This window comes from Phycisphaerae bacterium, from assembly GCA_035384605.1.
GTDB lineage: Bacteria > Planctomycetota > Phycisphaerae > UBA1845 > PWPN01 > JAUCQB01.
This window is the reverse complement of sequence record DAOOIV010000004.1, coordinates 1-21,601: the sequence shown is the minus strand read 5'-3', so window position 1 is coordinate 21,601 and position 21,601 is coordinate 1. Positions and strand designations below refer to the sequence as shown.

Genomic DNA, 21,601 nt, shown 5'->3' with positions numbered 1-21,601 from the left:
GCGGGGTGCCCGGACTTGGCAAAACCGGGCAGAGGCTTACAATACCGCCCTGTTTTTGACGATGGGAGCTCCCGTCCGGCCCTCGGCGCTTGACCGCAGGCCGGCGGGAAGGATTCCACTGCAACGGAGTCAAAGCATGTTCAAAGGCAGCATGGTGGCATTGGTCACCCCCTACGCCAACGGCGAGGTCGATTGGAAAACGCTGGACGCACTCGTCGATTTTCATCTCGACAGCGGCACGGAGGTACTGGTTCCGTGTGGCACGACCGGTGAAAGCCCGACCCTGACCCACGAGGAGAATGACGCGGTGATCGCGGCCGTCGTTCGTCGGGCCAAGGGTCGTGTCGCCGTCCTGGCCGGCACGGGCTCCAACAGCACCGCCGAGGCCTTGGTTATGACCCGAAACGCCCTTAAGAACGGGGCCGACGGGGCCCTCCTGGTGGTGCCCTACTACAACCGTCCCACCCAGGAAGGCTTGTTTCAGCATTTCAGTACCTTGGCCAAGGCGGCGGATTTCCCGCAAGTGCTCTACAACATCCCCGGCCGATGCGGAACGGAGCTGAGCGTCGATACCATCGTCCGGCTGCGAGAGACCCACAAGAATATCGTGGCCGTCAAACATGCCACCGGTTCAATGGACGGCGCCAGCGAACTCCGCGTCAGGTCCGATATCGACATCATCAGCGGCGATGACTCCATGACCCTGCCGCTCATGTCCATCGGCGGCGTGGGCGTGATCAGCGTGCTGGCCAACATCGTCCCCAAAGACGTGAAGGCCCTCACCGATGCCGCCCTGCGCGGCGACTGGGAAACCGCCCGCAAATGGCATCTCAAGATGTTCAAGCTGGCCAAGGGCCTGCTGACGCTTGAGGTCAACCCCATCCCGATCAAGACCGCCATGGCCATCAAGGGCATGCTGACGGAGGAGTTCCGTCTGCCGCTCTGCCCCATGAGCCCGGCGAACCGTGAGCGCCTCCTGGCAGTCATGAAGGAATACGGTCTTTGAGATCCGACGCGGCCCGGCTGGTCGGGTTTGGCCCCCTGGCGACAGAAAAAACGCGGGCGGTCTGAAAAACGGACCGCCCGCTCGTCTTCTTGAATCACCATCGGTCCCAAGAGCAGGCCGCCGTCTCAATTAGTGCGGCGCCCCAGAGATGCCTCCCCTGCTGAATGCCGCGACCAGCTTCATGGCGGCCGGCCCGGCCAGAACCACAAAGATCGACGGGAAGATGAACAGAATCAGCGGGGCCATCAGCTTGACCGTGGTCTTCTGGGCCCGCTCCTCGGCCCGAAGTCGTCGTTTGACCCGCAACGAGTCGGCTTGCGTCCGAAGTGCCTTGGCGATGCTTGTGCCAAACTTCTCGGCCTGGGCAACCGTTGAAACAAGGGCGCGAACTTCGTCCACGCCGCATCGCGCGGCCATTTTCTCAAGGGCTTCCATACGAGGCAGGCCCATCTGGCCTTCCGCCACGGCGATCATCATTTCCTCGGCCAGCTCCGGATGCACGTTGTGCATGTCCTCGCCGACCTTCATGATCGCTGCATCCAGACCCAGACCGGACTCCACCGAAACGACCATCAGATCGAGCACGTCGGGAAGACCGTTGCGGATTCTCTCCTGACGCGAGCTCTGCGCGAGTGAGAGCCAGAAGTTCGGCAACATGAAGCCGATGCCGCCGGCGAAAGCCGCTATGCCGAAAATCTGCCTGGTCTCAAGCCCCATTCCCATGGCAAACAGCAGGGCCACCAGCAGAACGCCGCCCCCCATGATCGTCTTGCTGGCCAGGAAATATCGCAGGGCCGCCTCGCTGCGATATCCGGCCTGAGACAGCCTGCTCCGCAGCTTGTTCATTTCCTCTTCGCTGGCCGGCATCACCGGTCGCATCGCAATCGGAGCAACCTTCTCGATCATTTCCTTCGCGGCCGACCGTTCCCGCTTGGGCGCCACGGTGAGCAAGGCCTCGGCCTTGTCCAGGCGTCGACCGGCCATGCGACGCCGGATGTGATCGCTCTCCGCCTTCTTGGCGGGCCACAGCGAATACACAATGAGCCCGACGCTCGCCACAATCAGTATGCCGAACAGTACCATTTCGCTCATGGTGTCACACCTTGATGTTCACTATCTTCTTGATCATCGCCATGCCCATGAGGTCCATTCCGATGGCGATTCCGAGCATCTTCCGGCCCGAATCCGTGTCCGTCAGTTCCGCGGCGTACCCCGGATTGACCACCATCATCCCGAAGAACACCAGAACCGGCAGCAGCAGCAGGACCCAACCCGACAACCGGCCCTCGGCGGTCAGGGCCCTGACGACGCCGAACAACTGGATGCGGTCACGGATCACCTTGCCGATCTTCTCCAGTACTTCCGCCAGGTCGCCGCCCGTCTGACGCTGGATCAGCACCGCGGTCACGAAAAACCGCACGTCCATCTGGTCCACGCGCTTCGTCATGTTCAACAGGGCGTCTTCAACGGTCAGACCGAGGTTCTGTTCCTGGAATACGCGGGCAAACTCGCCGGCGACCGGATCAGGCATCTGCTGGCTGATCAACTGGATCGCACTGGCGAGCGAATGACCGGCCTTCAGGGCCTGACACATGAGATCGAACACCTCGGGCAGTTGCTCGACCAGTTTTCTGATGCGCCGCTTGCGCTGCCAGATCATGTACAGAATGGGAAGTCCGAAGATGGCGACGCTGACCAGAAGGATCACCAGCGGACTGATCTGAAGCAGAACCATGACCAGCACCACGGCCAGTGCGGCACCCGCGAGATTCACCAGCACCTTCGATGCCGACCAGCCAAGGTCTGCCTGGTCAAGAACGGATTGCAGCTTCTTTACCAGATGGAGTTTTGCGACCAGCGACTCGAGGAAGTTCCCCTGAGTCTCGGCGGCGGTCTTGCGAAGCAGCGATTCCCGCACCTTCAGCTCGCGGTCGACGGACTTCGCACCGCTCAGGCGATCGAGCATTTTCCGCTGCTCCCCGCCCCGGAGGTCCATCACGACCTGAAAGATGCCGTATGCCAGAAGCGTGGCTCCGGCAAGCGGCATAATCAAGAACAACAAAGCTGACAACGATTCCACTGGTCACCCCGTTCCGTTCTCTCGGATCGCGCCGCCCGGCAAAGCGGCTTTCTCTCCATCAGCTTTATTCATCCTTATCCTTCACCAACACCTGCCGCTCAAACAGCGACGGGCTCACGTCACATCCGGCGTACTTGAGCCGGTCCAGAAAACTCGGCCGGATGCCTGTCGAGACGATCTGGCCGTATGCCTTGCCCTGCTCATCGATGCCAAGCTGCTGGAACTGAAAAATGTCCTGCATGGTCACCACGTCGCCTTCCATGCCCACGACTTCCGTGACGCTCACGATCTTCCTCGGACCGCCGGTCAACCGCTGCGCCTGCACGATCAGGTCCACCGCCGACGCGAATTGCTGCCGAATCGCCCGCACCGGCAGGTCGAAACCCGCCATCATGACCATGGTCTCCACGCGTTGCATCGTGTCGCGCGTGCTGTTGGCGTGCAAAGTGGTCAGCGACCCGTCGTGACCGGTGTTCATCGCCTGCAACATGTCCAGTGTTTCCGCACCGCGGCACTCGCCCACGACGATCCGGTCGGGCCGCATACGCAAGGCGTTGATCAGCAAGTCGCGAATCGAGATCCGACCCTTGCCCTCGATGTTCGCCGGCCGGGTCTCCAGCCGAACCACGTGCGGCTGCCGCAACCGCAGTTCCGCCGCATCCTCGATCGTTACAATACGGTCCGTCGGCGGAATGAACGACGACATGTTATTCAGCAGCGTCGTCTTTCCCGAGCCCGTACCGCCGATGATGACGATGTTCAAATGGGCGATCACGCAAGCCTTGAGGAACTCCACCATCTCAGGCGCGCACGACTTGAACCGGATGTAGTCGTCCCAGGTGATCGGGTCGTTTCCGAACCGCCGGATCGATACGCTCGGACCGTCAAGCGCCAGCGGCGGAATGATCGCGTTGACACGCGATCCGTCCTTCAACCGGGCGTCCACCATCGGGCACACCTCGTCGCATCGCCGCCCCACCGCGCTGACGATCTTGTCGATAATGTGCAGCAAATGCTCGTTGTCGCGAAACTGAACGTCGGTCAGCTCCAGCGCGCCCTTGCGCTCAACGTAAATCTGCCGCGGGCCGTTGATCAGAATGTCGCTGATGCTCGAATCCTTGAGCAGCACCTCCAGCGGACCCAGGCCGAACGTCTCATCAAGAATCTCTTTGACCAGTTGCTGCCGCTCGTTGTGGTTGAGCAGAACGTTTTCCTTCTCGCACAACGAGAGAATGACCTCCCCGACCTGATCGCGGATGGTCGGGTCATCATTGTCAATGGCGTTGAGATCGAGCTGCTCGACCAGTTTGCGGTGGATTCGCGTCTTGAGGGCGTAGTACTTCTCCAGCTTGTCATCGTCGGCCTGGCGAACCTTGGCCTTGTCAGGCTGCACCGCAGGCGCGGGTTTGGGCTCGTCCTCCACGGCGACGCCGCCGCCCGGCTGCGTCCCCGACAAGGGCGGCCGCGGCCCGAGAATCGTTTTTCCGCCCTCCGGCTTCTCGGTTCTGGGCGGGATCTTGGGTGTGGCAGGTGTCCTGACTTTACCAAACATGTCTCATCCCCGTGTCCGTAGTTTGCCTTCCATCACAACGGCGAACGCTCCGGTCACACCGCGTTCAGCAGCCGGCTGAACAGGCCGCCCTTGCCGCCGTTTTCATGAGCCTCGTCCGCGTTCTCCGGCTGGGCAATCCGGCGAGCAAGCTCACGAAGGGCCAGCCGAATCCTCGACTTTGCGGAGTACTCCTTGAGAGACACCCCCATATTGATGGCGGTGCTCACGGTCTTCCAGTCGTCGGGCAACTGGTGGGCCACGTCCTTCTTCAGCGTTTCCTCCACGTGGCTGATCTCGAGATTGTTCGAATCACGCTCCACCCGATTGCAGATCAGGTGGAACCGGTCCATGTTGTAGCCTCCCGCGCGAAGCTCATCGAGCATCCGGTGAACGTTTCGCACGCTGGTCACCAGAAGCTGCATGATGAGCAGGTTCATGTCCGCCATGTCCAGCACGGCCAGGCCGCCCGGGTCGTACCGACTGGGCCCGTCGACGACCACGTATTCATACATCTGCTGCAGCGAGCTGAGCACCGCCACACAGTGCGCGGCGGTGATCTGGTCGGCCTCGCTGAAGTGATTCGGCCGGGCTAGTACGTGAATGCCGGTATTGTGCCTGACCATCGCCTTTTCGATCACCCCCGCGTCGATCTTTTCCGGCGTGTCGCATAGGTCGGCAATCGTGTAGTCAGGCTGCAGATCGAGCATGGTGCTGAGCTGCCCGAACCGGAAGTCCAGGTCCACGATGGCCACAGGCTTCTTCTTGGCGAACTCCGCCAGTTCGACGGCCAGGTTCGTCGCCACGGTCGAGGCCCCCGAGCCGCCGATCGTCCCCATCACCGAGATCAGCACGCCGCGCTCATGGGCGGACTCGTTCTGGGCGAGGACCTTGTCCAGCGCCGTCGCCACCAGTTGACGATCCACGGGCTTGGTGATGAACTCCTTCACCCCCGCCCTCATGGCCGCCAGTACATATTGCCCGTCCGTGCTCGAGGTGACGACAAACACCGCGATCTCAGGATGGTTGCTTGCAACGCTGCTGGCGACGGGCAGCAGCGCCTCGGGCATCGGGTCGAGATGGATCACCACCACTTCGGCCGGAAAATGGGTCACGGCCTGCTCAATCAGCGTCGCCTCATCCACCTCGGCGACGATCTGAACGCCCGGAATGCTCAGAAGGTCGGCCCGAAGCGCGGCCGAGTACTCCTCATCGGCGTTGAACACAATAACGCGTACAGACTGCCTCATTGCTCCCTCGAGCCGGGGGCCAGCCGATACGCCGTCTGATAAGACCAAATCCAAGCATCAAACCAACCGGCGGCGCCGTCGCCCGGCGCCCCGGTTGGTTCTTGCCAAAGACCCTGTCCGTCCCGACTGCGCATCCCCCTGCCTGCCATCTGACAAAACCCTCATGCGCCCGGTGCCGCCTTCGGCACCGGGCGCGGAGCAGACACGTCAATCGATCAACACTCCAGGCCGCTTGCCGCCCAATTCGCGGAAGATGGCCTTCAATTGGTCCTTATAGGACTCGATATCGCCCTCCGCATGGAACCACGACCCGCCGCCGATCGAGGCGACTTCCGCCATCAGATCCTTGTCCGCCGAAACACCCACACTCACCGTGTAGATGCGGACGCCGCGATCCCGGGCATCACGAGCTGCCGCCTTGGTGTCCTCACGAGCCTGGTAAGTGTTATAGGACACCGGGTTGCGCGTCTGGTTGGCAACACCATCAGTCAACAGCAACATGATCTTGGCGGCGTTTCTTCGACCGTTGGGGCTGTTGAACAGCACCTCAACACCCTCATCAATGCCTTGGGCAATGTTGGTGTAGCTGGTCCACATACCGGCCTGCAGAGTATCCACCTTGGCCAGCAAGCTCGGGAAATCATCCACCAGCCAGGACATGTTGTTCGGCTTGTCCGCCGGCCCGTAGCTGACGGTACCGTAACTGGCCATGCCGACCAGATCGTCACCCTCAAGGCCTGCGATGATGTTGACGCACTCCTTCACCGCGTCTGCCACGGCCCCCATCGGTTGCGTCGGAACACCCGCCATGCCGGGCGACGCCGCTTCGCCAACCTGGCATTCCTGCAGATAGTCGACCCAGGTCTTCAACCCGAAACTGTACCGCAGGTTGGGATCACCGTAATACTCCTTCGCCGGGTCATAAACGCACATCCCCGAACTGCTGCTGATCACGTAGTCAATATAGCTGTCCCACGTGCCGCCTACCTTCTTGCTGTAGCTGTCCGGGTTCACGTTCTGGCTCGGATAGGCAACCATGGGAACGACTTCACCGGCGTCGATGACGTTGTCCCCGTTGCCGCCCGGCTGGCCGCCCGGCTTGCCGCTCTTCCAGCGGTCAAGTCCCAAAGCGACCCGAACACGCCGTTTGTATGCGGCCGTGGTGCTGTCACCCGACGAGCTGTTGATCACCGACATCTCCGCGGCGTTATACTGCCCGTAACCGCGCATCTTCAGCGTCTGGCTGACGAATGCACTGCTCAGGCTCCAGTTCGCGCCCTTTTGCAGCTTCACCAAGCCGGCGTCGGACGCAGGGTTCCAGCTCGGACCCGCCGTGGCGTCTCCCCAGGTGTTCATGTTGCCCAGGAGCGGTCCCGGGGAAAGGTTATACTTGGCCGACGTGTCGGCCTCGCCACCGGCCTTGGTCCCCACGACCATCAGGTATTTCAAGCAGTCATTGGGAACCTTGAAGGAGAAGTCCTCCGTCTCGACGGCCCCGTCCTCGCCGAGCGAGGTCTCGTCAAACTTCAGGCCCGCAACACCCGTGGTCGGATCGACGCCCGTCGATACCGGGTAGCCTCCGCCGCTGGTTGCGGTGCTTTGTGCCATCGACCACGCATCTTCCGGCAAACCGAAAGTGACGTGACTCAACGCCGCCGTCTCTTCCAGGCCGTCGCTGGTCAGGTGAACGGTCACCGTGGACGTCCCGTCACCGTTGTCGGTAACCTCGACAACCGAGGTAAACCCCAGTGAGTCGGTCTTGGGCGCCAAAGCATGGTTGTTATCCTTCAGCCCGCTCCATACCTCATAGTTGTGGATCTCTGTTTTCTTCACCGCGCGAAGCGAACTGTCGTCGTTGTGCGAAGCTGACAGGTCCAGCACCACGGCAACGTCGCGCGGCGTCAGGGCCGCCGTAGCCTGGGCGCTCACGTCGCTTTGAGATATGCCCAGAATACGGGCGAAGAACAGCGGAACCCCGCCGTTGGGCGAGTCCGCCGTACGCCGGGCGCGAACCCGAACGGCATTCGCGGGTGTCCCCCCGGGCTCGAATGTGTATTTCGCTCCGGCCTCTTCAAGGTACGCTCGCCCGAAAACCACGTCCGACTCTTCCAATACCAACGCCTGTCCCAGCACGGTGTTGGCTGCGGCATAGTTCGCCGCCGTCTGCCGGGCGCTCTGCATCGCCAGCACATCGCTCTTGCCGCCGCCCAGTTCCTGCACCGCGGCGAGTGCCGCCGCGTCGGCCGTACGCTGGAGCTCAGCCCTCGCGTTGTACAGATACCCGACGTCTACAGTCAGAGCGGTGAATCCGAGCAGGACCACAAGGCATACGGCCACTTGTGCAGCTACCGCGCCCCGCCGCCCCCGCCGAAGATGGCGACGCCGGCGCATGGCCCCGTCTAGTCTCTTTGAGCCACACATTTCACCCTCCTAATCCCGTGCCCCCCGGCAGGCTGGCCTTCCATCGCTCAGGCGCCGTTGGCCAGACCTTGCTCCTTCCCTCGTTTCCCACACGGATGCTCCTCCGTGAACCCCCGTGACACTCTATCTGTTGACAACCGCCTCAGACGGATCCGCCGCCCCCCACGGGCCGTGGATCGACATCTGGTCCGGCGGACTGGCAAATTTGCGGACGTGAGGCGCCTGCTCGGTCAGCAGCGCCCCTTCTCTTTCCTTGTCCTGCGGCATCGGCTTGCCTTCCAAAAGTCCCAGTCCAAACAGGTTCCAATCGCTGACGTCCTGCACGTCCTTGCCCGGCACGCCCGGCACCTGGTCGGGCATCATCCCGCTCACCAGCTCCGGCGTCACCAGAATGATCAGCTCCGTCAGATCGCGCTGATAATTAACCGAGCGAAACAGCGCCCCCAGCACCGGCAATTCCCCCAGTGCCGGGAACTTGTTGACCTCTCCTCGAATCTGCTCGCGAAGCAGGCCCGCGATCGCGATCGTGCTTCCGCTGGCCAATTCGATGGTCGTCATCGTCCGCCGCTGCGAGACGCCGGGAACGACGTATGATTCCAGCGTCACCGCGTTGGTGTAGTCGAGCTCGCTCACCTCCGGCGCCACCGACAGGCGAATCATCTGTTGGCCGATCACCGTCGGAACAAACGCCAGCTTGATCCCGTAGTCCTTCCATTCGATGGTCACGTTGTCGCGCTGCGGTACCGGAACCGGAAACTGCCCGCCGGCCAGAAACTCGGCCTTCTGACCGGTCAGAGCCACGAGGTTCGGCTCGGCCAGAATGCGCATCAGCCCGTTCCTCTTCAGCGCCCGTACGAACATCTCCATCTGCAGACTCTTTGAACTGATCGCAAAGCCCGCGCCCTGCTCCGTCGAACCGAAGAGGAAACGATTCCCGAAAAAGTTCGACGTGCCGGTCACATAATTCCGCGACGGCAGCAGCGCCGACGGATCGGTCAGCCCGATCATCTCCCGCACGGTCTGCGCCGGGTTGGCCTCGAAAGACGCCCACGCATCGATGCCCAGTTCCCGGATGGCCGTCTTGCTGACTTCCGCCACCGTGCAACGAAGCAGCACTTGCTGCTCGCCGGCGACGATCATCTGGTTTTGTACCTTGGCCCCCGAAATCCTGCACAAGTCCGTGATTCTCGCGGCATCGTCCACGTTGGACACGCGCCCGCTCACCACCACCGAGCCGTTCACCACGCGCAGCTCCACCTTGGCATCCGGCACCAGCTTGGCGATTGCCTCCCTGATCTGGGCGATGTTCGGCTCGACCTCGACCGCAAACAGCAGCCGATCTTCGCTTTCGCTCCACAAGATGATCTGCGTGATGCCTACCTTGTACGCCGACACCAGAATCTGCTTCGGCGACAACACGGTCACGCCGGCAATCTCCGGACTGGCAACCTCGACCCGCTTCACCGGTACGTTGATGTCCACGACGGTGCTGCTGCCCACCGTGACGGTCACGCGCTCCTCGGCAAGGTCGTCGCGGTGCACCGTCGCCTGCACGCGACCCTGGCCGTTGCTCAACACCAGCGGCGACGCCTTCTCGACGGCCGATTGGCCGACGATCAGGGCGTCGGTGGTCCCGGTGCTCTGGCCGCCCGCCGTCGAGCACAACAGGACGGCCGCCGCGCATACCGCCAGCCAGGGGCGCGGTTGGTCACACGTCAAGATGTCTTTGAATCGACCATTCATCCGGATCATCCTCGTGTCCCCTTTTTCGTGTCCAGATCATTCGTTGCTCGGCTTGTCGAACACGCTCGCGTGCCCCTCGACGTCGGCCCCTTGACCGCCGGCCGCGGATTCCGGTACCGGCCCGGACTCGACCGCGTCAGGCTGTTCATCGACCCGCTCGGCGGCCACGTCCGCCGAAGGTGAGTGACTCAGATCCTTGTTCGGCTTGCGTCTCCCCGTGGACACCGGATGGTTGCTTTTCCCCTCGGAATCAAACTTCACCTTGAATGTCTCAGTGCCCGATAATACCTCGACCGTCCATTCCTTGTTCTCGGGAGCCGGCAAAGCCTTGAACCCGGTTCTTACATCGTCCGGAGACTTGGACGTCTTGGGCAAATTGCCGAACAGCCGTGCAAGTAGTGAATCCTCATTCCGCTTCGCGTTCCGCGGAGGACCGTCCGTTAACAAGTCCTGGTCCGTCAATGTCACCGGTTTCGGCTCGCGCCGGTCTTCCTGGCTCCGCATCGCCAACCGCAGTTTCCCTTTCATCGAAGCCAGATGAAGCTTCGAGGCCTCCTCAGGCTTAACCAGAACGGTGACCGACCGCGTCACCGCGGCGCCCTCGGCCCCGACCTCGGTCTTCTGCCCCACCGCAAGTACCTCAACGTTCTGCAGGATCACCCTGCTGATGTTTGAGTTCCTGCCTTGGCCGGCGACGACCATGACCACGTCCACGCGAGCCCCGGGCTTGACGAACCCGCCGACGCCCGCAACTTCATCCACTTGGATTGCGACCGCCCGATATCCGTCCTGGATCTTGGCCACCATGCCGGGCGGAGTGCCCTCCGGGGCCAACAGACTGGCAGTTATCGGCATGCCCTTGGGAATCGTCTGGCTGCTCACGCGGCCGACGACCTGCTTGGGATCGGTGAAACAGCCCTCCGGCAACAGCGGCTTGGGCACGGCCACGAGTCCGACCATCGACTCACTGATCTCGACCGTCGAGGCGATGTCCGCCGCCGCACGTACGACCTGAACCGTGTCGGACACACTCGATCCCTTCGCCTTCTTCAGAACGTTGAAGAAGATCTTTATCGCAATGCCGCCTACCGCCAGTCCCACGACCAGTGGGATAACTGCGCGACTCTTCATCATCTGATGCTCCTTCCGCAGCACGAGCGAGCGGAACCGGCCGGTCCTTGCCGCCGGCCTTGCCACATATGCTCGTGAGGGAACGACGCCATGTCGTGTCCCCCTGACCCTTGAGGCCTTAACTCCTGCGCACCCCCCGTAGCCGCCCGGTCTTCGGACAGCTCCGCTGGACCGCGCGACGCTAGAACGTGCCTTCAGACCGCATCGAGCAGGTCGATCTCAGATTCTGCGTCGAGATACCCAAAAAAGACGCCAAGCCCGTGATCGAAACCTCCGAATACGGCACCGCAATGCTGATGGTCACGACCGGGTTGTCCACGTCTGGCGACCGATTGATCGTGATCATATCCGTGGTGACATTGACGCCCGTGCCCGACATCGCCTCGATGAAACGGGCGTAGACCTCGGCGTCCGTGCTGCCCTGCAACGTCGCCAGGCGACAGCACTCGCGAGCGGTGTTCGTGATCGTTTCGTGCACCATGAAACTCCATCCGAACTCCATCACGCCGAAAACCAGCGTCAACAACAGAGGCGCAACCACCGCCATCTCGACGACCGCCGCTCCCCGGCGAAACCGCCGGCTCAACGTCCGGCTCCTATGGCCCTTGTGCGTGCGTGTCATCACTTCGCCCTCCTACGCCGCGTTCATCAATGCCAGTTGAGCGAAGAAAACGCCCAACGTGCCGATGGTCAGCGGCACACCGTACGGCAAGAGCTGCGATGTCTCCCCGAAACTCCTGGCGGAACCGAATTCACTGAAAATGGTTGAGCGGTTGGACAGCTTGTGCATGATCGTGGCAATGTTCGCCCAGGCGTTCCACAGCCGCCCGCTGCTCACGATCATGATCACGGCGATGACGCCGCCGGCCAGGGCTCCGACCAGGAACGACCATAAGGTCAGCGCCGGGCCGAGCCACACGCCGATGGCCATCATCAGTTTGACGTCACCCGCCCCCATGCCGTGCATCAACCACGGCAGAATGAGCACACTGAAACCGACCGCCAACCCCAGCACGCCCCACCCCAGGCCCTGCCACCCGAAAAACCAGCCCTGGGCGGCAAAACCCGCACAGGCGATGGCCGCATTAAGCCAGTTGGGCACCCGGCGCTCCTTGTAATCGATCCATGAGGCCCACAAGATCCCCGGGACCATGATCGCACACGCCGTCAGCCAGTACTCATAACACATCTTTTCTTCGCTCCGTTGCCCTTCGGCGCCGGCCTTTCACCCGGCGAGGCCGTCAGCACCCTCCACTGTCGCAACCCTCACCGCCTGTCCCCTCAAGCAGGTGTGGGCGTCCGACCCACCCTGGACGGACGCCCACATCAGTGTCTCGCGTCATCCTGACGTCGTCCCGGCTCTTCCTGTTCGCGGCGGGAGACTGAGGCCTCGAACCAACCGCGCGAAACCGGGACGCGGGCGGCCGCCGCGGTTGTCACGGCGGTCCAGCATCATGCATTACCCGCCGATACCCTCGGTGACCTCAGTGAAGATCTCCGTGACCCGGCCGCCCAGGGCGGTAATCGCCGTCAGAGCGGCAATAATGATCAGGGCCAGCATGACCGCGTACTCCGTCGCGGTCGGGCCGTCCTCGTTCTTAATGAACGCCTTGGCTCTATTGATCAGGTTCTTCATGACGTCTCCTTTGCTTACCCCTACGGAAAGCATCGCCCGCCGGCATCTTTCCCTCCGCCGGCAAAGCCTATTTCCCCATCACACGTCGGATTTCGCCGACTGAAAACCGGCGCATCCTCCTGCCGGTGACACGCTCCAATCGTTTCCTGTTCCGGCCCGCCTTCTCATCTCACCTCGTGCGGGCCGCTCCGTTGCGAGGACCGGCAGGTCTTGCTTGTTCCCGCCTTCCATGCGAGAACCCCTCTCGGCTTCCCGCACTCGTGATCGTCGAACGGCTCATGAAACATAAGAAACAAAAAAACCGCACGCAAACGCACGCCGCAAAAAAACCTCACCAGATTGGCATACACATATCGGAAGTGCCGACCACAAGCTGCGAATGCCCGTCTTATGGGCCCGGCCGGAAAAGAAATTCGCCATCTTCACATGCGTCCGAGATTCAACCGAACGTCCGCCACCATTATCACGCTTCTGACGACTCGGAACTTCTTACCTGGCAGGCAAGCACGATAAACATCATCGTCGCGCAAACCCGGTTGCATCAGAAGGGATATCGCCTACGGACCGGATAATGCGACGATGCATTCGGCCGTCAGCGAAGAGTGCTCTCGAATAGCTCTGCCGGCGGAGCCACGGCGTCCGAGACATCATCGAACCGGAAGACGCCGCTCCAGCCCGCCGACCCGCCCGCCGGCCAGGATACATATAGTAAGCGGAACTGCGGACAACGCGCGTGTCGAACATGAAAGAGCGGCTGTGGCTCCGAACGAGCGATATCTTTCGCGGTCACCTCGACGCCCCAGAACTTCACGTCCTCTATTGGCCGGGAACCCAAACCCTCAATCCGTGACGTGGCCCAGGCACCCGCCCGGATACGCTCGAAAAGAATATTCCTCATCGGACCTTCCGACCGATTCAGGATCAGAAACGGACGTCCGCTCTCAGGGGCGCCCGCAAGCGGCCGCACATCCAACGTCAGATCCTTGAACACCGCCGTCTCGATCCCCCCCGCACCGTCCGCGGCCACCACCGATATGCCTTCTCCGCTGCAGAACAGGTCGCTGTCCCGGACAACAACGTCGCCAACGACCTGATCGCTTTCCGGACCTACGCTGATGCCCGGCCCTGCCGAAAGCACCGTCGCTTCTCGGACCCGTATTCCTCGAGTGTGACCGACGGCCCCACCCACACCGGCCGACCGAATGCGAATGCCGGCCCCGGTGCTCGAAATGAATGACCGCTCACACGTCACCGACTCACACCGATTCACGTCCAGACCGCCGATGCCCTCACGGTTGCCGACGGCCAGAATCTTCGACCTGTTGATTTTGACGTCGCGGCTATCGGAAACCTCGATCCCCAAACCGGAGGAGTTACGCACGAGCAGATCTTCCAGGACAATCGAGCGAGCATTCCGAACGGCTACCGCCGCCACCGGCGGCAACCCTTCGTCCCCCCGGCCGTCGATCACTCCCGGCCCCGTCAGTCGCGCATCCTCGACGCCGTCAAACAGGATCATCGCCCCATCTGTCGATCGGCCGCTGCTGTACACAACCGAACTCACCGCCAGGTGCAGCGTCACGCCGCTGGGAATGCGGATCGTGTCAACCTCCAGGTCGCCGCTCGGAACGAACACAACCCCACCACGCACCTTGCACGCCGCATCCAACGCCGCCTGCAGCTTGCCGGTCACGTTGTCACGATTGCCGACAACGCCGAACCGGCCTGCGTCGATCACGTTGTCTCCCTCCAACTCCGGCGCGTTGCCGGGGTACGCGTCAAAAAAAGCGAAGAGCCGATGCCCGTCCGGGCTCTGTTCGAAAATCCTCGTGCCCTCCTCCGCCACGTAAAGCTCGATTCCGTTCTCCGACGTCTTGAGTCGGTCCCGAAGCCTCGACGGTTGCGCCGAGACGACCTCGCCGCCGGCACCCGGCTTGACCTGCAGCCGGACTTCATCCTGAAACCAGGCGTGCGTGTAAAATGACCGCTCGTCTCCGCCCACGCGAACGACGGGCAGATGGCCCGCCTCGCACTCCACGACGAACGGTCCGCCCGGCCTGTCTATCGAAACACCTCGTACCTCCGGCCGTGGCGTCAACCCCTCTTCGACGATGAATTGAAGATACTCCTCGAGGTTGGTGTACCCGTCGCCGTCAGCATCCCCGATTGCGTCATCGCGGTCGGCGGGATCAAATCCCTGCGCAGTCTCCCAATCGTCCGGCATCCCGTCATGGTCCGAATCGCGAGGCGCCGTACCCGACGCCATCTCCGGATAGCCGCCAACCTGCTCGGGACGGTCGATCTTCTCTCCCATAGACAACCGGACGTTCCGCACAACCCTCGCGTCCACCGGATCGCGGGTCGGCAGAACGGCTCCCGCAAAACGCAACACCGCCGCATAAGCCTCCTCGGCCGACGTGGTCGTCACCGGCGGCATCTCAAACGGCTCGGACGCCCGATGCTCCGCCGCCGAACCATTCACCATCGACTCCCATTCCCCCGACGAGTCATCAGGATGGTCGGGACTGCGATTCCTCTTCACATAGATCCTTCCCATCTCACCGGGCCGCTCGCAGATCGCCTTGATCGCCTGGCTGCCGGGACCGGGCTTGTAGTAATTGCCGATGAAGTTGACCTCGGGGTTTCGAGAAAAGGTACCCGTCAGCCACCCCCAGCCATAGACGACGTTATTGAAGAACGCATGACGCCCGCCCTGGATGCGCGGGTTACGGCTGTTGCACAGGGCCAGAAGGTTGTGATGCAGCGAGCAACGCGTGGGACCGCCGCTGAGAATCAAGGCCATGCTGTGCGAACGATCCTCCCCGATTTGCTCCCCGCTGAACGGCCGCCTCAAGCCCTCGCTCATAATGTTCCAACTCAACGTCACATCATGCGCCGGCGCGCGGATCCCGACGCATTCGTCGATGCTCCATGAAAAAGAACAATGATCGACTACAATGTCACGAGCGTCCATTCCGCCGATCTGCAACGCATCCTGCGTGTTGTACGGCTCCGCCAGGCTGGCCCCCACGCGCGAACGAATGAATCGCACGACGACGTCATGCGTCTCGATGAACAACCCGGCATCTCGCAGCAGAATCCCGCCGCCGGGCGCGGTCTGCCCGGCGATCGTGACGAACGGCTCGGTCACGCGAAGGTGGCTCTTCAGCCTGATTGTCCCGCCAAGGCGAAAAACGATCGTTCGCGGGCCTTTGGCCGATACGGCCTCCCGCAGAGATCCCGGCCCGCTGTCGTCCAACGTGGTCACCTCAATGACCCGGCCGCCACGCCCCCCGGGCGTCTGCGCACCAAACCCCTCGGCCCCCGGAAAAGCGGGCAAAGCCGACGCCTGATGACCGGCACAACCGCAGGCCGCCAGAACGACCGGAATACAGCATCGCAACCCCCTGCAACACATATCGGACACGGTACCGCCGCCGGCGCGTCGCGGCAACCATCGCCACATCCGGAAAGTCGCAGAACCAGAGCCCCCCGCGAGCGTAGAATACGCAACGAGACGAACGTGCCTGGATTAGCTCTCCCATAGCGAGTATCGTCTTGCAGATGTCGCTTACCTACGCCACGGCCACCTGCCTGAAACTGGCCGCAATCGACGCCGGCATTGCCTTCGTCGTCCTGCTGGCCTTGGCTGGCATCCGCCGCCGCAAGAACCGCAAAACGGCCGTCACCATCACAACCACCCTGCTTGCCGGGACAGTCCTCGTCGGCGCGTGCGCCCTCAAACTGGTGCTCCTTCATCGCCGCGGATGGGATCATTTCGGCCTGTTGAACGCCGTCTACACGGAAATGGTCTTTGCGGTGCCGCTGTTCAGCGCCGGCTTGTTGATTGCCGCCTTTCCATGGCCACGATCTTTTCTGCGGGCCACCCGACCTTCGGTGGTTGTCGCCCTCCTGGGACTGTCAGCCGCGCTCGTGGGGGTCTACGCCAGCTTCATCGAGCCCTACCGGCTCATTATCGAGACCGTCACCTTGCCTCTGCCCGACGATCGCGACGGCTTGGCGCCCCTCCGAATCGGCGTGATCTCCGATTTCCAGACGCCCCAGGTCACCGACCACGAAAGAACCGCCGTCCGGATGCTCATGGAACGACGGCCGGACATCATCCTTCTGGCCGGAGACGTCTGCCAGGCCAACCTGGCCGAGCGCGAACGCCAGATCCCCGCGTTCCGCGAGCTCCACGCCTCGATGTCGGCCCCCGCCGGCGTCTATTGCGTCCTCGGCAACCTTGATTACCTGTCCTGGGTCAAGCGAACCATGGAAGGAACCGGCGTCCGCCTGTTGTACAACGAGATCATCACCGTGGAATTCAAAGACCGGCGACTCCTGATCGCCGGCTTGAGCGGAGCCTACCTCGGACGCGCGGAAGAAAACGTCATCAGACGCTTGCAGGAGACGGGCACTCCCCGCGACATCCGCATCATCCTCAGCCACCGGCCTGACGCCGTTCTTCACCTCTCTCCACAATCGAATGTCGACCTCGTCGTCTCCGGCCATACCCACGGCGGCCAGGTCCGTTTGCCCTGGGTCGGCGCTCTCGCGCGATCATCAGCCATCCCCCGCCGGGCGGCCGGCGGCGGCCTCTTCCACATCAACGGACACCCCCTCTACGTCAACCGCGGCATCGGCATGGAACGCGGCTCCGCCCCGCAAATCCGCTTCCTCTGCCCACCAACGGTCTCCTTCATCAACCTCATTGGCCCCGACAAACCAAGCGGTTTGCCGGCGGGAACAGCTCTTGATGAACAAGGGTGAAAAACGCGCCTGCCGGGAGGATTGTGCGAAGAATTCTTCGGATCACTCCGCAACGCCCAGGCAAGAAGATCAGAAAAAGACCGCCTGTCGATGCCTCCACGGCTTCTTTTGTGCGAGAAGTGCTTTTTTCATTTGGAGCGGCTAAACTTTTGCGATCGGGTGGCGTCTAATCGGAAAGGACCATGGCCCGCCTTGGCTTGACGATTACCCCAGGAACGGGTATAGCCATGAACGTGCCGAAACTGACCCTCGAATAAGGAACAACAGCATGCAAACCAGACAACCAAAGCGGATGATCAATCTCATCGTGTGCTCGCTCCTCCTGGCGATACCGGGCACGATCCTGCCCGCCCAAGCCCCGGCCGGCGAGAAACCGGCCACCTCCGCCAAACCGGTCAAGCCGGCCCCGCCCAAAGATCCCACCGCGGTCCTCAAGGCTATCCCCGCCTCCGCGACCGCGTTCGTGGCCGTCCGAAATATCGCCGAGGTCGATTACGACGTCGCCGATATTCTGGCCAAGCTCGAACTGCCTCTGGATCAGTTGGGCTTCCCCGGGCTGGTCGCCATGATTAAAGAGCAGGTCGGCATCGACGAAGGGCTGGAGCTCAACTCCGGAGCGGCCGTTGCTCTCCTGGATTGCAGCGACGTCAAGAAAGTCGACGAAGTACACAAGCGGGCGGTGATTTTCCTGCCCACTGATAAGCCTGATGCCTTAGTCAAGGCCTTGGGCGGCACTGACAAAGAGGGCGATACATACCAGCTTACCCTCGGATCCGAACCGGCCATCGCCGCCGAGAAAAGCGGCTTCTTGGTCATCGCATCGGCCGAGGCTGCGGACGCCCTCAAGGAAGCCGTTCAGGCCAAGGAAGGCATCGACAAGGCTATGGCCCCCGACCGGCTGAAGGCCTATGGCGACGCCGACCTCTTCGCGTGGGCCGGCATGCGACGCATTTCCAAGGAGCTTCGTGCTGAACCGATCAACACCCTCAAAGGCATGATGATGGCCGGCACCCCCGGCGCCAAGCCCGAGGAAATCGACGACTCAATCGCCGAAATCACCAAGTTCCTTGACGAGGTGAAGGAAGCATCTTTCTCCTTGACTCTGGACTCCAAGACCGGACTCAAGATGACGTTCTGGTACCAGGCGACGCCGGATTCCGACATCGCCAAACGCCTGTCGGCCGTCAAGCCCGGCGACGGATCCCTCCTCGTCGGTCTCCCCGACGAGCCCATGATCGCCGCGGGCGGCTGGATGAACACACTCAGAGATGAGGATGTCAAGAAGGTCGTGGACCAGATCCTCAAGCCCGAGATGGTCGGCACCGACGTCGACGAAGAGCAGATCAAGAGCATCAAGGAATCGCTCGTCAAACTCGCAACCTCGTTCGAGCAGGCCGCCGTCAGCGTCACCAGCCTGCCCAGCGAGAGCCAGGACGGCCTGATCGGCGCCACCTTGGTCGCCAAAGTCGCCAACAGCCAACAGGCCCAGGGTGAAATCCGCAAACTCTTCAAGACCGTCAAGGACACTCTCGTCAAGACGGCCTTGGGCAACGGCTCGCTGACCGAGGAAGACTCCAAGACCATCGACGAGGCGATCCAGCTCAAGGAAAACGCCGAGAAACTGACCGGTGCGGCCGTGGATCACTTCGTGATCGACCTCGCCAAGATCCCCGATCTCGAAGAAGAGCAGCTCGAGCAGTTCAAGAACGTCCTCGGACAGGAAGGCATCATCATCCGCATCGCCTCCGTCGGCGAAAGAAACGTCGCGATTACCTTCGGCGGCGGGGCCAAGCGGTTTGCCCAGGTCGTTGACATGGTACAGAAGAATCAGGCGCCCTTGGCCGACCGCAAGGCCATCAAGATGATCGCCGATCGCCTCCCGGCCACCAAACGAATCGGCGAAGGGTACCTCAGCGTCGACCAGTTGCTCTCGACCATCTCGGATGTCTTTGCCAAGACCGGTCAAATGATGCCCATCCCCTTGAACATGAGCAACGCCGCTCCTTTGTCGATCATGGTTACCCAGGTCGAGCCGACCGCCGTCGAGGCCAACGTGCTGGTCCCGATCGAGTTGGCCCAGTCAACCGCCGAGATGGTCAAGCCGATGATGATGATGTTCATGGGTGGCATGGGCGGACCCGGAATGACCATGCCGGAAGAGGAACAAGAGGAAGAGATGGAACCAACGCCGACCCCCCCAGGCGTGAAATAGACCGCGACCCAAGGCGGAGCGCGACGGCATTGCGCCGGAAGCTCCTTGCGCCAATAACAACGGGTTTTCCAGACCGTCGGTAGTCCGACAAAACGCCGGCCCAACCTCGGTCCCTCTGAACTCCCAACCGGCGACAGGCAAAGACCACCGGTTACCAGCAGTCGCCCAAGCATGCAATCAAAAAGCCCGCCTTGCCTCACGGCTTCGCGGGCTTTTCGTCTTTCATTCCGGCCTGGTCCCCGACCGCCTCACTCGCGGCAAATCAAAGCTGTGACCGTAGGGTTCGCAGAAAGCCCTGATAAACACCGGGCGGAACATTGGCCAGGCTCGGCGGCGGCAGTTGATCGGTCGCCAATTGGTCTACCACCTCAAGAGCCTCGGCCTTCTGACGCCGCAGAACGGCGAGCTTCTGGGCCGCCAGATCAAGGTTGGCATCTCGCATCGCCATCAGGTAAGCCACCACGGCCTCGCGAGCGTTGCCCCCGCCCGTCCCGCCGCCGAACCCGGCACGCGAGGGCGGACGAACCCCTCGGCGCGCAGATGGCTCATCGTTGCTGATCGACTCTCGCATCAGAGCCCGATCCAGCGCCCGTCGTTCTTCCTCCAAAGCCTGCTCCCGTTCCAGCTCAGCGGCGTCCTCGGGAGTCATGGGCAACTCTTCGATCTGGTCGGGCGGCATCGGAATGTACAGCTCGTGCCCGCAGGCCGGACATTTGGCCCGAGTGCCGGCCCGCTCGCTCGTGGCACGCAGCATCTTGCCGCAGCTTTCGCACCTCAGTTCGATAGTCACAACCCGCCTCCCGTCTTCTCTGCCGCCCGCAACCCGTCGTGGAGTCTGTCCGGAGTCTACACCCCGCGGACAGTCGTTTCGGCAAGCTCAACACCCCCCACGCCCATCCACAATCTATTCTATCCCCGATTCAACGCCAAGTCTTCACCGAACACTCGCCAGCAGTTCGTCGATCGTCGTCTCAGCGGCGGCAACGCACCAATCGGCAGCCCCGTAATACACGATCACCCGGCCATCAGGCTCGGCAACCGCCCCGCAGGTGAACACGACGTTCCCGAAAAAGCCCTCCCTTTCATAAGGTGCTTCCGGAGACAAAACAGGAGCGGGCGACCGGGCAATGATCCGCTCAGGCCGCTCGCCATCAGCCAGCATCGCCCCAAGGCAATACCGCTGCGCGTCATCAACCCCGTGGTAGATCTCCAGCCAGCCTTTGGACGTCCTGAACGGAACCGCCCCCCCGCCGATCCGCCGGCAATCCCACATCCCCGGCCGCGTACCCGCCACATACTTGTGATCCCCCCACCGCAGCAGATCAGGCGACGTGGCCAGCCACATGTCCGCCCGGCCGAACATGCCCGACACCGGCCGATGATAGCACACATACAGTCCGCCGATCTTCTCCGGAAAAACCGTCACGTCGCGGTTGTCGGGAACAAAGATGATCCCCATCCGCTCATAGGTCACAAAGTCACGTGTCACCGCCAACCCCGTCGAAATGCCCATCCGCGAGATCGCCGAGTAATTGACGTAGAAGCGATCGCCGATCCGGGTGATGCGCGGATCCTCGATGCCGAATTCCTCCTCCCGGCACGCCGGAAACACCGCCGGAGTGTCCGCAACCGTGAAATTGCGACCGTCCTTGCTGCGAGCCGGACGCAGGTGCGAAATCGACGTCAGATACGTCGATCCTTGATACTTGAATACCCGCGAGTCGATCTCCTCGACATCCGGGCTCCCGCTCCGCACCCGCAACACCTCAAGGCCCTTCGAAGGATCGTCAGGGCAAAGCA

The 21,601-nt window shown here is 62.1% G+C and carries 16 protein-coding genes; 3 read left to right on the top strand and 13 right to left on the bottom strand.

The window, feature by feature from the left end:
- Nucleotides 1-136: 136 nt before the first annotated feature.
- Nucleotides 137-1,006, top strand: a complete 870-nt coding sequence (gene dapA / locus PLL20_01810) for a 4-hydroxy-tetrahydrodipicolinate synthase (protein HPD28702.1) — start codon at nucleotides 137-139, stop codon at nucleotides 1,004-1,006.
- Nucleotides 1,007-1,135: 129 nt separating this feature from the next.
- Here dapA and PLL20_01805 read toward each other — a convergent pair whose 3' ends face one another.
- The 11 genes from PLL20_01805 to PLL20_01755 form a co-directional block, all read right to left on the bottom strand.
- A complete protein-coding gene (locus PLL20_01805; GenBank protein ID HPD28701.1) occupies nucleotides 1,136-2,098 on the bottom strand; it encodes a type II secretion system F family protein in 963 nt (320 codons plus the stop codon).
- A gap of 4 nt (nucleotides 2,099-2,102) precedes the next feature.
- Nucleotides 2,103-3,086 (bottom strand): type II secretion system F family protein, encoded by a 984-nt coding sequence (locus tag PLL20_01800; GenBank protein HPD28700.1) that lies wholly within the window; start codon nucleotides 3,084-3,086, stop codon nucleotides 2,103-2,105.
- A 64-nt stretch (nucleotides 3,087-3,150) separates the two neighbouring features.
- Nucleotides 3,151-4,638, bottom strand: a complete 1,488-nt coding sequence (locus PLL20_01795) for a CpaF family protein (GenBank protein ID HPD28699.1) — start codon at nucleotides 4,636-4,638, stop codon at nucleotides 3,151-3,153.
- Between the two features lie 53 nt (nucleotides 4,639-4,691).
- Nucleotides 4,692-5,885, bottom strand: coding sequence for an AAA family ATPase (locus tag PLL20_01790; GenBank protein ID HPD28698.1), 1,194 nt, complete (start codon nucleotides 5,883-5,885; stop codon nucleotides 4,692-4,694).
- 207 nt (nucleotides 5,886-6,092) lie between these two features.
- A complete protein-coding gene (locus PLL20_01785; protein ID HPD28697.1) occupies nucleotides 6,093-8,306 on the bottom strand; it encodes a TadG family pilus assembly protein in 2,214 nt (737 codons plus the stop codon).
- A gap of 123 nt (nucleotides 8,307-8,429) precedes the next feature.
- A complete protein-coding gene (locus tag PLL20_01780) occupies nucleotides 8,430-10,049 on the bottom strand; it encodes a type II and III secretion system protein family protein (GenBank protein ID HPD28696.1) in 1,620 nt (539 codons plus the stop codon).
- 36 nt (nucleotides 10,050-10,085) lie between these two features.
- Nucleotides 10,086-11,183, bottom strand: coding sequence for a Flp pilus assembly protein CpaB (cpaB, locus tag PLL20_01775; protein ID HPD28695.1), 1,098 nt, complete (start codon nucleotides 11,181-11,183; stop codon nucleotides 10,086-10,088).
- 178 nt (nucleotides 11,184-11,361) lie between these two features.
- Nucleotides 11,362-11,802: a TadE/TadG family type IV pilus assembly protein gene (locus PLL20_01770; GenBank protein HPD28694.1), complete on the bottom strand. Its 441-nt coding sequence runs from the start codon at nucleotides 11,800-11,802 to the stop codon at nucleotides 11,362-11,364.
- Between the two features lie 12 nt (nucleotides 11,803-11,814).
- On the bottom strand, nucleotides 11,815-12,369 hold the full coding sequence (locus PLL20_01765) for an A24 family peptidase (GenBank protein ID HPD28693.1): 555 nt from the start codon (nucleotides 12,367-12,369) through the stop codon (nucleotides 11,815-11,817).
- A gap of 270 nt (nucleotides 12,370-12,639) precedes the next feature.
- The gene (locus PLL20_01760; protein HPD28692.1) at nucleotides 12,640-12,816 is read right to left on the bottom strand and encodes a Flp family type IVb pilin; all 177 of its coding nucleotides are present in this window, start codon (nucleotides 12,814-12,816) and stop codon (nucleotides 12,640-12,642) included.
- Nucleotides 12,817-13,408: 592 nt separating this feature from the next.
- The gene (locus PLL20_01755) at nucleotides 13,409-16,234 is read right to left on the bottom strand and encodes a glycosyl hydrolase family 28 protein (protein ID HPD28691.1); all 2,826 of its coding nucleotides are present in this window, start codon (nucleotides 16,232-16,234) and stop codon (nucleotides 13,409-13,411) included.
- 146 nt (nucleotides 16,235-16,380) lie between these two features.
- Between PLL20_01755 and PLL20_01750 the strand changes: the two genes are divergently transcribed.
- Both PLL20_01750 and PLL20_01745 read left to right on the top strand, forming a co-directional pair.
- Nucleotides 16,381-17,589, top strand: a complete 1,209-nt coding sequence (locus tag PLL20_01750; GenBank protein HPD28690.1) for a metallophosphoesterase — start codon at nucleotides 16,381-16,383, stop codon at nucleotides 17,587-17,589.
- A 268-nt stretch (nucleotides 17,590-17,857) separates the two neighbouring features.
- On the top strand, nucleotides 17,858-19,801 hold the full coding sequence (locus PLL20_01745) for a hypothetical protein (GenBank protein ID HPD28689.1): 1,944 nt from the start codon (nucleotides 17,858-17,860) through the stop codon (nucleotides 19,799-19,801).
- Nucleotides 19,802-20,063: 262 nt separating this feature from the next.
- Here PLL20_01745 and PLL20_01740 read toward each other — a convergent pair whose 3' ends face one another.
- Together PLL20_01740 and PLL20_01735 are read right to left on the bottom strand one after the other, a co-directional pair.
- Complete coding sequence (locus PLL20_01740) at nucleotides 20,064-20,591, bottom strand: hypothetical protein (protein HPD28688.1); 528 nt, start codon at nucleotides 20,589-20,591, stop codon at nucleotides 20,064-20,066.
- Between the two features lie 144 nt (nucleotides 20,592-20,735).
- Nucleotides 20,736-21,601, bottom strand: an 866-nt coding sequence (locus PLL20_01735) for a glycoside hydrolase family 130 protein (protein ID HPD28687.1), incomplete at its 5' end; no start/stop codon positions are given.